At 60.2% G+C, this 13,788-nt stretch carries 11 protein-coding genes; 6 read left to right on the forward strand and 5 right to left on the reverse strand.

Annotation, left to right across the window (positions count from 1 at the left end; all coding sequences use genetic code 11):
• Positions 1-271, reverse strand: a 271-nt coding sequence (locus BM317_RS04130) for an OprD family outer membrane porin (RefSeq protein ID WP_139236011.1), incomplete at its 3' end; no start/stop codon positions are given.
• 813 nt (positions 272-1,084) lie between these two features.
• On the opposite strand from BM317_RS04130, the gene BM317_RS04135 reads away from it, so the two are divergent.
• Positions 1,085-1,453, forward strand: coding sequence for a DUF6124 family protein (locus tag BM317_RS04135; RefSeq protein ID WP_092171899.1), 369 nt, complete (start codon positions 1,085-1,087; stop codon positions 1,451-1,453).
• Between the two features lie 163 nt (positions 1,454-1,616).
• Here the strand turns inward: BM317_RS04135 and BM317_RS04140 are convergent, their stop codons facing one another.
• A complete protein-coding gene (locus BM317_RS04140) occupies positions 1,617-2,744 on the reverse strand; it encodes an RHS repeat-associated core domain-containing protein (RefSeq protein ID WP_092171895.1) in 1,128 nt (375 codons plus the stop codon).
• Positions 2,745-2,962: 218 nt separating this feature from the next.
• Between BM317_RS04140 and BM317_RS04145 the strand changes: the two genes are divergently transcribed.
• The gene (locus tag BM317_RS04145; protein ID WP_060741719.1) at positions 2,963-3,583 is read left to right on the forward strand and encodes a TetR/AcrR family transcriptional regulator; all 621 of its coding nucleotides are present in this window, start codon (positions 2,963-2,965) and stop codon (positions 3,581-3,583) included.
• Positions 3,584-3,728: 145 nt separating this feature from the next.
• Here the strand turns inward: BM317_RS04145 and preA are convergent, their stop codons facing one another.
• From preA to hydA, 3 genes are all read right to left on the reverse strand, one after another.
• Positions 3,729-5,003: an NAD-dependent dihydropyrimidine dehydrogenase subunit PreA gene (gene preA / locus BM317_RS04150; protein WP_092171891.1), complete on the reverse strand. Its 1,275-nt coding sequence runs from the start codon at positions 5,001-5,003 to the stop codon at positions 3,729-3,731.
• Positions 5,004-6,371, reverse strand: coding sequence for an NAD(P)-dependent oxidoreductase (locus BM317_RS04155; RefSeq protein WP_092473180.1), 1,368 nt, complete (start codon positions 6,369-6,371; stop codon positions 5,004-5,006).
• A 174-nt stretch (positions 6,372-6,545) separates the two neighbouring features.
• On the reverse strand, positions 6,546-7,985 hold the full coding sequence (gene hydA / locus BM317_RS04165; RefSeq protein ID WP_092171880.1) for a dihydropyrimidinase: 1,440 nt from the start codon (positions 7,983-7,985) through the stop codon (positions 6,546-6,548).
• A gap of 608 nt (positions 7,986-8,593) precedes the next feature.
• Between hydA and BM317_RS04170 the strand changes: the two genes are divergently transcribed.
• The 4 genes from BM317_RS04170 to BM317_RS04185 all read left to right on the forward strand — a co-directional run bounded on the left by BM317_RS04170 (position 8,594) and on the right by BM317_RS04185 (position 13,636).
• On the forward strand, positions 8,594-10,078 hold the full coding sequence (locus tag BM317_RS04170) for an NCS1 family nucleobase:cation symporter-1 (protein ID WP_092171876.1): 1,485 nt from the start codon (positions 8,594-8,596) through the stop codon (positions 10,076-10,078).
• A gap of 88 nt (positions 10,079-10,166) precedes the next feature.
• Complete coding sequence (locus tag BM317_RS04175; protein WP_092171872.1) at positions 10,167-11,450, forward strand: Zn-dependent hydrolase; 1,284 nt, start codon at positions 10,167-10,169, stop codon at positions 11,448-11,450.
• 213 nt (positions 11,451-11,663) lie between these two features.
• A complete protein-coding gene (locus BM317_RS04180; protein WP_092171868.1) occupies positions 11,664-13,148 on the forward strand; it encodes a PAS domain S-box protein in 1,485 nt (494 codons plus the stop codon).
• A 239-nt stretch (positions 13,149-13,387) separates the two neighbouring features.
• Positions 13,388-13,636, forward strand: a complete 249-nt coding sequence (locus BM317_RS04185; protein ID WP_092171864.1) for a DUF1652 domain-containing protein — start codon at positions 13,388-13,390, stop codon at positions 13,634-13,636.
• Positions 13,637-13,788: the final 152 nt, after the last annotated feature.

Below are 13,788 nucleotides of genomic sequence, written 5' to 3' on the forward strand. Positions count from 1 at the left end.
TGAAGCCGGACTTGGCGTCGAGGATGAAACTCTGGGTCCATTCCTCGGCCTTGCCCTGGGCATTGTTCGGGTTGGTGAAGTTGCGGTTGAAGTAGGCGTTGCGCAGGTTCAGCGTGGCCTTGGCGTCATCGACGAAGCCTTCGGCGCTGGCGGCGGTTGGCAGAAACGCGGCAAGGCTGCTGCAACCGAGCAGGATCAGGGCGGGGCTGGCGTTGAGAAGGGTACGGCGGTTTGGACGGCGATCGGGCGAAAAACGGACACGTGTGCTCACTATGACGCTCCCTACTTTTTTGTTGTTTTTATTTTTGTCATACGTCGTCGTACAACATTGGAGGGATTATTTGGAAGCGGCTGCTCATTGTCAACTGGCCATTATCGGAATTATCCAACTCAGCTGTGCTTCAAGATGAGGCGTTTCAACGGCTGTCGCTGGACGAGGTCAAGATCCCAGGCGTAGCGCCGGGCAGATCTGTGGTTTGAGGATAGTGGGAAGGGTGCTTGGTTGTGCGATGACTGGTCTAAGACATTAGTCGAATGCCCACGATCTAATTGACAGTGAGGTCTCTTGTGGCGAGGGGATTTATCCCCGCTGGGCTGCGCAGCAGCCCTAAAGACGGCTGAATGCAATCAGCCTGACACACCGCTGCGACAGTAATCGGGGCTGCTTCGCAGCCCAGCGGGGATAAATCCCCTCGCCACAGGTGTGTGGTTGATCCTATTCCCAGTCTAAACAGGGTTGTGTTTATCCAGATGTAGGATCGTTCTGGATCGGGCTACGTCGTCTTGCGCCGTTGCCTACACCTGCGCCAGAATCCGCCGGCTTGTGCGCCTGGGGGCCAGGGCTCTATCGTTTCCGGGTCACTGAATTGAATCAGTGATCGGGTTTGGTAGCCCGGGCTGTCGGTGCATAGCGTCATCTCTTGCGAGTGCAATCACGCACTTCGCTTTTTGGTGGCCATGCGCAGGGTCTCTTCGGAGGCGCCGGCTCCGATGCCCGGTCTACCAACCTTCGTATGGCCGCCACCCTAATTCGTTTGGTAGCGAGAGGGTGTTGGCTCCCTTCTACAGCATCGGAGCTTCAACTATGTTCAAAGTAACCCCCAACCCACCGAACACTGATCCAGCCTCGCCGCGCAAAAAAACCAAGCCTCAAAAACACGACGAAGTCACCGACCGCGTCCTCGACCATTACCTGAACCCCAAACCGGACAAACCCGAAACGGATCCTGCCCCCGGCCAGCTCTTCACCGTCAACAAAGATATCGACACCGAAAGCCTGCTCGCCAACCTCAGCGAAACCCTGGCCTCGGCCAACGCCATGGTTGAGGACCTGGCCTTCGACCTGAACGGTTCGCGCCGACATTTCCTCCTGGGTATCCAACAACTGATCGAACTGGGCAGTCTGCTGGCCAACCGCGCACTGGATAACGTCGAACAGCGCCAACCGACCTAGCGCACACCCGTGGCGAGGGAGGCTGCTCCCTCGCCACGGGCGCTTCTGAGTACCGTGGCCCAGGTACACATACGCATAATTATGCAAACTGTTTTAACTCAGGTCGTTTGCTCGCCAAAGACCCAATGGGTCAGCACGTTAATTTAGTTAGGAGTTATTAAATTTATTGAGCACGAATGTTCCTATTGGCCCTTTTGATCTCTCTGAGCCGTTGGACCTTTTTCCAAGCATCGGCCTTGACCGCCAGTTGGGCTCTCGAGACTGCCTTTCGGAGGGCTGATCTATTCAGCACTTCTCCTCCATCACCTAATACGAGCCCACCTTGTTTGGAAAAATCCAAATTTGCTAGAGCGTCCGTAAGCCGTCTTCGAACTTCTCGACTGGCATCTATGGTGGTATCTGGATTTCTTTTTACAAAACGCTCCCATAACTCGACCCTTTTCGCTTGTCTATCTTCAAAGGCATAAACTCTTTTTTGATTTTTCGTTGGGTTTGCGGTTCGAGAATAAGGTCGTGTAGCTCTCTGTCGGGGGGGTAATCGTGCTGCCACACTGGGCGTCTTTGGGGCAGCCGAGGGCGTAACGGTATTGGTCAGGGCCGGCCCCGCTATTGGGAAGGTTTGCGGATTTATTTGCGGAACTGCGGGAAGTTGGGAGGCAGGACGGGTAATAGTTTTTAATGAAAGGTCCAGGGGCGCGCTAGATGAAAGGTCTAACACAGGGTTGCCGATGAGGAAGTCTATTTTAAAAATTTTTATTAGAACGTTCCCAGTTGGATCATACCAATTAACCGGATCCCCCCCACAATAAGCATACGCATTGATCCCCCCATCACCAAACGGACTCAACTCGTCTGGACTGTTAAACCGCATCAACACCGGATTGAAAGCCCGATTACCCTGTCCCAACAGATAGTGCCCGGTGATCGGTTCAGGCCGCTCGCCATTGAATCCGAGCAAACTGCTCAACCCACTTTCCCCCGTACGGTGACCGTAGGCGGTATAGGCCATCCGTTGCAAATCTGTGTCCGTCACCGCCGCCAACGGCGAACGCTGTTGATCCGTCGCCAGCAGTGTCGTCTCGGTCACACCGATGACACTCAGCCGCTGAGCCAGCGGCTGTTCCCCGTTGCGCACGATCGTGAGCTGTGCCTCGCTGTCGATTTCATTGACCAGTTCGTTGTTCTGATAGAAGCGTTGTGTACCGGGATGCCCGAGCGGTGTCAGGCCTGTGAGGCGATCCAGTGGATCGTAGTGATAGCGGCATAGGATGTTTTTCGACGAAGCTGACATGGACTGGGTCTCCCGGGTGCGCTCGGCTGTGTCAGGCTCGGGTATTTCTCGGAGGACGTCTACTAGCAGAACTGTTAGTCCGGGATAGGGAGGGCATTAGATAATTCAGGTGAGGCTGATGACGCTATCGCGAGCAGGCTCGCTCCCGCAGGGATCCCCAGTGTTTTCAAAAGTGGGTGAATGCTAGTCTTGAGCAACGCTGTTGCCAGGGAGCCCTCATGGGCAATCACAAGATCGAGATTCGTCGCAGTAACGTCGAGAAAATCCTGTTGGCCGCCGAGAAGGTCTTTGCCGAGAAAGGCTTCGGCAGCACCGCCATGGCCGACATCGCCGCCGAAGTGCAATTGCCTCGTTCCAACCTGCATTACTACTTCAGCACCAAGAGTGAACTGTACAGCGCCGTGCTGTTCGATCTGCTGGAGGTGTGGAAACAGGATGCCTTGTGCTTCGAAATGTTCGACGACCCGCGGGTGGTGCTCAGCAGCTACATCCGCGCCAAGATGAACCACTCCCGCAGCCGGCCCTACGGCTCCAAGGTATGGGCCAACGAGATCATCCACGGTGCCCCGACCCTGGGCCAGGCACTGGACGCCAGTCTCTATGACTGGGCCAAGATGAAGGAAGCGAAAATCCGCCAGTGGGTGGAGGACAAACGCATCCTCCCGGTGGAGCCCTCCAGCCTGCTCTACATGATCTGGGCCTCGACCCAGCACTACGCCGACTTCGACCACCAGATCAATATTCTCAACGACCACCAGCCGCTGTCGGACATGCAATTCGAACGGGCGGTGCAGACGGTGACCGGGGTGATTTTGCGGGGGATCGGGTTGGAGCCTTGAGAATTTTTGGTGAGGCTGATGGCCCCTTCGCGGGCCAGCCCGCTCCCACATTGGGTCTGTAGTGAACACACTATCTGTGAACGACAGCGATCCATTTGTGGGAGCGGGCTTGCTCGCGAAGAGGCCAGCCCTGACACCTCAAATTTCAAACCGCGACATGATAGGGATTGCGCGGATCATGGTTCCAATCCAGGAACGGCTTGCCGGTGTCCACCGTCACCATCTCGATGCAGTCCTGCACCGGGCAGGTGATCTGGCACAGGTTGCAACCCACGCACTCTTCATCGATCACTTCATATTTACGCGTACCGTCCGCCTGCTTGAGGCTGGCGATGGCCTGGTGTGAGGTGTCTTCGCAGGCGATGTGGCAGCGACCGCATCCGATGCAGGCCTCCTGGTCGATCTTGGCGATGACCTGGTAGTTGATGTCCAGGTACTTCCAGTCAGTGGTGTTGCCCACCGCGCGACCGGAGAACGCCTGGAGGTTGGCGTGGCCGTGCTCGTCCATCCACCGCGACAAGCCGTCCTTCATTTCGTCGACGATGCGAAAACCATGCAGCATCGCCGCCGTGCAGACCTGCACCGCGCCGCTGCCAAGGGCGATGAATTCCGCCGCGTCGCGCCAACTGCCGATGCCGCCGATGCCGCAGATCGGCAAGCCTTGGGTCTGCGGGTCGCGGGCGATTTCGGCGACCATGTTCAGGGCGATGGGCTTGACCGCCGAACCGCAGTAACCGCCATGGGTGCTCTGGCTGCCGACGCTGGGCAGGGCGACCATGCGGTCCAGGTCGACGCTGGTGATGGAGTTGATGGTGTTGATCAACGACACCGCGTCCGCACCGCCCCGATGGGCCGCCCGCGCGGCGACGCGGATGTCGGTGATGTTCGGCGTGAGCTTGACGATCACCGGCAGCGAGCAATAGGTCTTGCACCAGCGGGTCACTTGCTCGACGTATTCCGGCACCTGGCCGACCGCCGCGCCCATGCCCCGTTCCGGCATGCCGTGGGGGCAGCCGAAGTTAAGCTCGATGCCGTCGGCGCCGGTGGCTTCCACCAGGGGCAGGATGCGTTTCCAGGATTCTTCGACGCAGGGCACCATCAGCGACACGATCAACGCCCGGTCCGGCCAGTCCTTTTTCACCTGGGTGATTTCCCGCAGGTTGATCTCCAGGGAACGGTCGGTGATCAGCTCGATGTTGTTGATGCCCAAGACCTCGCGATTGGCACCGTAGTGGGCCGAATAACGCGAGGACACATTCACCGCCGCTGGATCCTCACCGAGGGTTTTCCAGACCACGCCACCCCAGCCGGCCTCGAAGGCGCGGACCACGTTGTAGGCCTTGTCGGTGGGTGGCGCGGAGGCCAGCCAGAACGGGTTGGGGGCTTTGATGCCGGCGAAGACAATCGACAGATCGGCCATTTACGCAGCCTCCACGTTAAGCATCAGTTGAGCGTTGATCGCCTCGGCGGCGAGCTTGCCGTGCTGCACGGCCTGCACGGTGAGGTCCTGGTCCAGGCTGGTGCAATCGCCGCCGGCATAGACACCGGGAATGCTGGTGCGCAGGTGTTCGTCCACCAGGATTCGCCCGTCCTGGCGCTTGAGCTCCCGGGCCAGTGGGTCCACCAGTGCGTTGTCATCGAAGGCTTGGCCGATGGCTTTGAAAACGGCGTCGGCGGCCAGGTCGAAGGTCTCGGCACCGATGACCAGTCGACCGTTTTCCAGATGGGTCCGGGAAAAGCGCATGCCGCGCACATGCCCGGCGTCATCGAGCAACACCTGTTGCGGTTGGGCCCAGGTCAGCAGACGCACCTGATTGGCCTTGGCGATGTCTTGCTCATGCAAGGTGGCCCCCATGTCCTCGAGGCCACGACGGTAGACCAGGTTGACGTCCCGGGCGCCGAGGCGAGCCATCTGCACGGCCATGTCGATGGCGGTGTTGCCGGCACCGAGCACGATGCAACGGTCGGCCAGCGGCAACTGGCTGAGGTCGTCGGCCTGGCGCAGTTCGCGGATGTATTCGGTGGCGGCCAGCAGCCCCGGGGCCTGTTCGTCGCTCAGGCCCAGTTGTTTGCTGGCGGCCAGGCCGAGGCCGAGGAACACTGCGTCGAACTGCTGGTGCAGGTCGCTCAGGCTCAGGTTCTCGCCGAGTTTCTGGCCGTGACGGATTTCGATGCCGCCGATGTCCAGCAGGAAATCCAGCTCGCGTTGGGCGTAATCGTCCACCAGTTTGTACTTGGCGATCCCGTATTCGTTGAGGCCGCCGGCCTTGTCCCGGGCTTCGAAAATCACCACGTCATGGCCATGCATCGCGCTGCGGTGCGCACACGCCAACCCCGCCGGCCCGGCCCCGACCACGGCGATGCGCTTGCCGGTGGTGGCGGCACGCTTGAACGGATGTTCGCTGAAGTGGGCGTTGTCCACCGCGTAGCGTTGCAGCGAGCCGATCAACACCGGCGCGCACTCATGGGCGTTGTTGCGCACGCAGGCTTGCTGGCACAGGACCTCCGTGGGGCAGACCCGGGCGCAACTGCCGCCGAGGATGTTGGCCGAGAGGATTTTCTGGGCCGCGCCTTGGACGTTGTCCTGGTGGATGTTGCGAATGAACGAAGGAATGTCGATCTCGCTCGGGCAGGCGTTCACGCAGGGCGCGTCGTAGCAGTACAGGCAACGGGACGCTTCCAGGTGGGCCTGGCGCGCGTTGAGCGGCGGCGCCAGGTCGCTGAAGCGGGCGGCGAGGGTGGCCGGGTCTTCCTGGGAATGGGGGAGGTGACTCAAGGGCTGGATCATGGAGTGGGCCTCACGGTGTTTGAGGTGCTGCCTCTGGTGGGCAGTGGTTTTTTTGGGGGACTTGATCGTTCCCACGCTCCGCGTGGGAATGCCTCTGGGGACGCTCCGCGTTCCGCTTTGGGACGCAGAGCGTCCCGGGCTGCGTTCCCACGCAGAGCGTGGGAACGATCAATTTCAGCGTTTCACGGCGGTTGGCTTATTCAACTCCGCCCGCTTGCTCAGCAAATCGAACACCGCCGGGTAGGCCGGTCGTTCGATGTAGCGCCCGGCGCCGCGCTCGGCCCGCAGGTCGCCGTCGGCCCACACCAGCCGACCCTGGCTGATGGTGTGGCTGGGCACGCCGCGCACGGTCTTGCCTTCGAAGATGTTGAAGTCCACTTGTTGGTGGTGGGTCTTGGCTGAGATCGTGCGGCTGCCCTGGGGATCCCAGAGCACCAGGTCCGCATCGGCGCCGACGCGGATCGCCCCCTTGCGTGGGTAGAGGTTGAAGATTTTCGCGGTGTTGGTGGAGGTGAGGGCGACGAAGTCCTGCATCGACAATTTGCCGCTGTTGACCCCCTCGTCCCAGAGCACCGCCATGCGGTCTTCGATACCGGCGGTGCCGTTGGGGATCTTGCTGAAGTCGTCACGCCCGGCGGCCTTCTGTTCGGCGCAGAAGCAGCAGTGGTCGGTGGCAGTGGTGTGCAGGTTGCCGGACTGCAAGCCGTGCCAGAGTGCCTCTTGATGCCCGCGTGGGCGGAAGGGCGGGCTCATCACGTAGCCGGCGGCGGTCTGCCAGTCGGGATCGCGATAGACACTGTCGTCCAGCAGCAGATGCCCGGCCAGTACTTCACCGTAGACCGGTTGGCCCTTGCTGCGGGCGTAGGTGATTTCGTCCAGGGCTTCCTTGGTGGACACGTGCACCAGGTACAGCGGCGTGCCCAGGGTTTCGGCGATGCGGATGGCGCGGCTCGCGGCTTCGCCTTCCACTTGCGAAGGGCGTGACAACGGATGGGCTTCGGGGCCGGTGATGCCCTGGGCCAGCAGCTTGCGTTGCAGGTGATAGACCAGTTCGCCATTCTCGGCGTGCACGGTGGGCACCGCGCCTAATTCCAGGCAGCGCTCGAAGCTCGCCACCAAGGTGTCGTCGGCGGCCATGATTGCATTCTTGTAGGCCATGAAATGCTTGAAGCTGTTCACCCCGTGATAGCTGACCAGCTCGGCCATTTCTTCGCGGACCTGTTCGCTCCACCAGGTGATCGCCACGTGGAAACCGTAGTCACTGGCGCTTTTCTCGGCCCAGCCCCGCCATTGATGAAAGGCTTCCATCAGCGACTGCTGGGGGTTGGGAATCACGAAGTCGATGATCGAGGTGGTGCCGCCGGCGAGACCCGCCGCCGTGCCGCTGAAGAAGTCTTCACTGGCGACCGTGCCCATGAACGGCAACTGCATATGCGTATGGGGGTCGATGCCGCCGGGCATCAGGTATTGACCGCTGCCATCGAGCACTTCGACAGCGCCCGGAACATCCAGGTTGTCACCAATGGCCTTGATCACGCCGTCGGCGCAAAACACATCGGCGCGATAACTTTCATCATGGGTAATAACGGTGGCGCCACGGATCAACAGAGACATTCCGAGTTCCTCGCAGGCATGACCGACTGTTGCCGGTTCTTTATGTTTTATCGATCACGGTAGGTAAAGTCGTGCCGGTTTATATTCTTGTCACAACTGTCAGGATTAGACGCTAGCTGGAGTTTGTGAAATGAGCAAGATTATTTTTTATAAGCTTATGCGTTAAATAACTTATTGAAATTTAAAGATTAAATTATAAGTTCACCAAAATGGTGAGCCTGCTCACCATTTTGACGCACTTGACAGGATTATTATTTGAGCGAGATTTGTCATGGTAAATCAGCGGCTTGAAAGCGTTGCAAGTGCGGCCTAGACACCTCGCGTCGATCCGGGGTGCACCACTTTGAATCTTCCTCTCGACAGGGCGTGAAGGTCATCTAGCCTAAAGGGCGATATGCAGGGAGTGAAACAAGGCAATAACGTGGCTTTAAAACGTTAAACATCAAAAGGTTGAAAGGGTTATATCGATCATCCGGTCAGCTCGGCGCATTATCCGGCACGGTTATTGAGTGCCGTCGTGGGTCTGGCGGGGTGGTCGGTAGCACGCGTGCAAGTACTCCGGCCATCGCCCGTCGATGAGCAAAAATAATGAAAACAGTGGAGCGGACATGACCAGATCAACAGTGACCGAGCGCGACGGATTGTTCGAGCTTGAAGCCGGCAGCGACGTCCTCGACAGCCCCCGTTATAACCACGACATCGCACCGACCAAGGTGCACGAGCGAACCTGGAACAAATGGCACATCACCGCACTGTGGGTGGGCATGGCGATCTGCGTGCCGACCTACACCCTCGGCGGCGTGCTCACCGCCTATTTCGGCCTGACGGTGGGCGAGGCGCTGCTGGCGATTCTGTTTGCCAACATCATCGTGCTGATCCCCCTGACCCTGAACGCCTTCGCCGGGACCAAGTACGGCATTCCGTTTCCGGTGCTGTTGCGCTCGTCCTTTGGTGTCATCGGTTCCAACGTACCGTGCCTGATCCGTGCCCTGGTGGCGTGCGGCTGGTTCGGTATCCAGACGATGTTCGGCGGGCTGGCGATCCACCTCTTTCTTGGCTCGGTGTTCGACGGCTGGAAGAGCCTGGGGGGCACCGGCGAAGTGATCGGCTTCATGGTGTTCTGGGTCATCAACCTGTGGGTGGTGTTGCGCGGCGCCGAGTCGATCAAATGGCTGGAAACCTTGTCTGCGCCGCTGCTGGTGCTGGTGGGCGTCGGTCTGTTGGTGTGGGCATTGCCCAACGTTTCATTGACTGAACTGATGGCGGTCCCGGCCAAGCGGCCCGAAGGTGCCGGGGTGACCGGCTATTTCCTCGCCGGGCTGACGGCCATGGTCGGTTTCTGGGCCACCCTGTCGTTGAACATTCCGGACTTCAGCCGGTATGCCAAGAGCCAGAAAGACCAAGTCGTGGGGCAGATCATCGGCCTGCCGTTGACCATGTTCCTGTTCGCCTCCCTCGGCGTGGTCATGACCGCCGCCTCGGAAAAACTGGTGGGGGTGACCGTCTCCGACCCGGTGACCCTGATCGGGCACATCCAGAGCCCGGTGTGGGTGGCGCTGGCCATGGTGCTGATCATCGTCGCCACGCTGTCGACCAACACCGCCGCCAACATCGTTTCGCCCACCAATGACTTCCAGAACCTGGCGCCGAAACTGATCGGCCGCACCAAGGCCGTGATGCTCACCGGGCTGGTGGGGTTGGCACTGATGGCCCACGAACTGTTGAAGAAACTCGGCCTGATCGTCTCCGAGGTCAGCCTCGAGTCGGTCTATTCCAATTGGCTGCTGGGTTATTCAAGCCTGCTGGGGCCGATTGCCGGGATCATGGTGGTGGATTATTTCCTGATCAAGAAACAGCAACTGGACCTGGCCGGGTTGTACCGCGACGACATTTACCCGGCGTGGAACTGGAACGGCTTCATCGCCTTTGGCGTGCCGGTGGTGCTGACCTTGTTGTCCCTGGGCAGCGACGCGTTCAGCTGGTTCTACAGCTACGGCTGGTTCACCGGCTCGGCGCTGGGTGGGGTGATTTATTACGGGTTGTGCAGCATGCAGGGGGCTAGCCCGGCTGTCGCCAAGTCACCTCTGCAATAACAGATGAATGCGGTTCCTGTGGGAGTGGGCTTGCTCGCTCCCACACTGGACCGCGTTGAAATGAGATAACGGCCTGAAGGAGATCCCCATGAACGCAGCCATCGACGTCCTGCAATCCACCCACCCGCACATCAACCGCGACCGCCTGTGGCAATCGCTCATGGACCTGGCCCAGCTCGGTGCCACGGTCAAGGGCGGTGTGTGCCGGCTGGCCCTGACCGACCTCGACCGCCAGGCCCGGGATCTGTTCGTGCAATGGACCGAAGCCGCTGGCTGTACCGTCAGCATCGATGGGGTGGGCAATATCTTCGCCCGGCGCCCGGGGCGCAATCCGAACCTGCCACCGGTCATGACCGGCAGCCACATCGACACCCAACCCACCGGCGGCAAGTTCGACGGCTGCTTTGGCGTACTGTCCGGGCTGGAGGTGCTGCGCACCCTCAATGACCTGAACATCGAGACCGAAGCGCCGTTGGAGGTGGTGGTCTGGACCAACGAAGAAGGCTCGCGCTTCGCCCCCTGCATGATGGGCTCCGGGGTGTTCGCCGAGAAATTCACCCTCGAAGAAACCCTCGCCAAGACCGACGCCGAGGGCATCAGCGTGGGCCAGGCGCTCAATGCCATTGGCTATGCCGGCCCGCGCCCGGTCAGTGGGCATCCGGTGGGGGCGTATTTCGAGGCGCACATCGAACAGGGACCGATCCTCGAGGACGAGGGCAAGACCATCGGGGTGGTGATGGGCGCCCTGGGGCAGAAGTGGTTCGACCTGACCTTGCGAGGCGTCGAGGCTCACGCCGGTCCGACCCCGATGCACCTGCGCAAGGACGCCCTGGTGGGCGCGTCGATCATCGTCGGCGCCGTCAACCGCGCCGCCCTCGGTCATCAGCCCCACGCCTGCGGTACGGTCGGTTGCCTGCAGGCCTATCCGGGCTCGCGCAACGTGATTCCCGGCGAGGTGCGCATGACCCTGGATTTCCGTCATCTGGAACCGGCGCGCCTGGACTCGATGATCGCCGAGGTCAAGCAAGTGATCGAAGACACCTGCCGGCAGCACGGCCTGACCTTCGATTTGAAACCCACCGCCGACTTCCCGCCGCTGTATTTCGACCAGGGCTGCGTCGATGCCGTACGCGGGGCCGCCCAGGGGCTGGGCCTGTCTCACCTGGACATCGTCAGCGGTGCCGGCCATGACGCGATCTTCCTCGCCGAACTGGGCCCGGCCGGGATGATCTTCGTACCCTGCGAAGGCGGCATCAGCCACAACGAAATCGAAAACGCCGCCCCCGACGATCTCGCCGCCGGTTGCGCGGTGTTGCTGCGAGCGATGCTGGCGGCCTCCCAGGCGATTGCCGAGGGGCGCATGGCGGCGTGAAGGGTAGAAGATCGCAGCTGAACGTTTATGTAGGAGCTGGCGAAGCCTGCGATCTCTTGATCTTGATCTTGATCTTTCGCTCTCGACTCAATTGGTAATGGAAAGATCGCAGCCTCGTTGCACTCGACAGCTCCTACGTCGCTGCTATGGGGAACGTGTCATCAATGGGGATGGTCGTAACTTCCATGCGCGCCTGAATCACATGGAGACCCAATGAATCAGCAAGTCCCGACCACTGATACCAACCGTCGTCAATTGCTGCAGATCATTGCCGGATTGTCCGACGGGGTGATGTTGATCGAGGTTGACCAGACCATTGCCTGGGCCAACGCCGCGGCCTTGACCATGCACGGGGTCCAGGACCTCTCTGAGCTGGGCACCACGGCCCGGCAATACGCCCAACGATTCAACTTGCGTTACCGCAACAACCATCCGCTGACAGAGGACAGCTACCCCATCGCCCGGGTTGCCCGTGGCGATGAGTTCAGCGATGTGTTGGTGGAGGTCACGCCCAAGGCCGACCCGGATCGCACCTGGGTGCATCGGATCCGAAGCATGGTCCTGGCCGACCGCAACGGCGAGCCGGAGCTGCTTGTGTTGATCCTCAGTGATGCCACCGAATGGGCCAGCGCCGAGCAGCGCTTCGAGAAAACCTTTGGGGCCAACCCGGCGCCGGCGGTGATCTGTCGTCTCAGCGACCTGCGCTACATCAAGGTCAATCCGGGGTTCCTGGAGATGACCGGCTACAGCCGCGAGCAGGTGATCGGGCGTTCGGTGTATGAACTGGATGTGCTCGAAGCCGCCGAAAAGCGCGACCTGGCCGTCGAGCGCCTGGGGCAGGGCGCGACGATTCCGCAGATGCAGGCCGAGTTGAAATTGCCCGATGGCACCACCAAGCAGGTGGTCGTCGCCGGCCAGCCCCTGGACCTGCATGACGAAGACTGCATGCTGTTTTCCTTCATGGACATGGAGCCGCGTCGCAAGGCGGAAACGGCGCTGCGCCAGAGCGAGGAGCGTTTTGCCAAGTCGTTCCGCCTGTCGCCCGTGCCCACCCTGGTGTGCAGCGCCGAACAACAATTGCTGGAAATCAACGAAGCGTTTCTCCAGACCACCGGTTACGCCAGCGAAGAGTTACTGGGTAAAACCGTGGAGGAGATCGGTTTTCTCGACAAGGACGCCGGCGCCGCGCTGTTTGCCCGGCTGGAAAAGGCTGCCGCGGTCTCCAGTATCGACGTCAAGGTGCATAAGAAAGGCGGTGAGCTCATCGATTGTGAGGTCGCTGCCGACACGGTGCTTATCCAGGACAAGCCCTGTTACCTGCTGGTGCTGATGAACATCACCGAACGCAAGCGCTCGGAGCTGGAGCTGGTGGCGGCCATCGAGGAGGTGATGAAAGACGCGTCCTGGTTCAGTCGGACCCTGATTGAAAAACTGGCCAACGTGAAGAGCATCAACGCCCAGGTGCCGAGCGTGTCATTCACCGAACTGACGGCCCGGGAACGGGACGTGCTGGGGCTGATCTGCGAGGGGCTGGCAGACAAGGAAATCGCCGCGAGGCTGAAGCTGGCGCCCAACACCGTGCGCAATCACGTGGCGACACTGTATTCGAAACTGGATGTCCACAGCCGCAGCGAGGCGATTGTCTGGGCGCGAGAGCGGGGTCTGTTCGCCGGCGAATGGCGAATGAAGGCACCATGATAGCCAGTGCAAATGTACCGGGCACACTGGTGCAAATTCGGGTTTTGAACCGGGGAACGGTTCCTTAGGCTATGGGGGTGCGGCATCGTTTGTGATGTCGCGTCCCCGCGAAACACTCAAGGAATATGCCACGATGTGCAGTGAACGAACCCGATACGAGCGCGACAGGATATCTATTCGGACCAGGAGGCCGGCGCTGTCCACCGTTCATTATTTCGCTCAGGGCTGAGGTGCATCCCATGACCCATTTGGCCCCCTTGCGTGCCCGCCTCGAAGAAAGCTTTACGCCGCTGGCCTGCGAATGCAGCCTCAATGGCGACGGCACCCTCACCGTGCGCCTGTATCACCGTGAAAGCGGTGAGGTGGACTTGGTGGTGAGCGGCATGAGTGTCGACAGCGTCCGTTCGGAAGAAAGCCTGGCGAAGCTGATCGAGGAGTTGCGTTATGAGCTTGAAAACACTCCGCTGCATCGCAGTGAACCTCTATAGATAAACATCAGGCACCCCACCCTCCGTAGGAGCTGGCGAAGCCTGCGATCTTTTGATCTTGATCTTTCGCTCTCGACTCAATTGTCTGGAACAAGATCGCAGCCTCGTTGCACTCGACAGCTCCTACACAGCTCCTACACAGCTCCTATAAG

Source organism: Pseudomonas sp. NFACC24-1 (assembly GCF_900115235.1).
GTDB classification, from domain to species: Bacteria; Pseudomonadota; Gammaproteobacteria; order Pseudomonadales; family Pseudomonadaceae; genus Aquipseudomonas; species Aquipseudomonas fluorescens_AA.

Coding starts and splice junctions, on each gene's coding strand:
- BM317_RS04135 (WP_092171899.1), top strand. CDS start 1,085: ATGTTCAAAGTAACCCCCAACCCACCGAACACTGATCCAGCCTCGCCG.
- BM317_RS04140 (WP_092171895.1), bottom strand. CDS start 2,744: ATGTCAGCTTCGTCGAAAAACATCCTATGCCGCTATCACTACGATCCA.
- BM317_RS04145 (WP_060741719.1), top strand. CDS start 2,963: ATGGGCAATCACAAGATCGAGATTCGTCGCAGTAACGTCGAGAAAATC.
- preA (WP_092171891.1), bottom strand. CDS start 5,003: ATGGCCGATCTGTCGATTGTCTTCGCCGGCATCAAAGCCCCCAACCCG.
- BM317_RS04155 (WP_092473180.1), bottom strand. CDS start 6,371: ATGATCCAGCCCTTGAGTCACCTCCCCCATTCCCAGGAAGACCCGGCC.
- hydA (WP_092171880.1), bottom strand. CDS start 7,985: ATGTCTCTGTTGATCCGTGGCGCCACCGTTATTACCCATGATGAAAGT.
- BM317_RS04170 (WP_092171876.1), top strand. CDS start 8,594: ATGACCAGATCAACAGTGACCGAGCGCGACGGATTGTTCGAGCTTGAA.
- BM317_RS04175 (WP_092171872.1), top strand. CDS start 10,167: ATGAACGCAGCCATCGACGTCCTGCAATCCACCCACCCGCACATCAAC.
- BM317_RS04180 (WP_092171868.1), top strand. CDS start 11,664: ATGAATCAGCAAGTCCCGACCACTGATACCAACCGTCGTCAATTGCTG.
- BM317_RS04185 (WP_092171864.1), top strand. CDS start 13,388: ATGACCCATTTGGCCCCCTTGCGTGCCCGCCTCGAAGAAAGCTTTACG.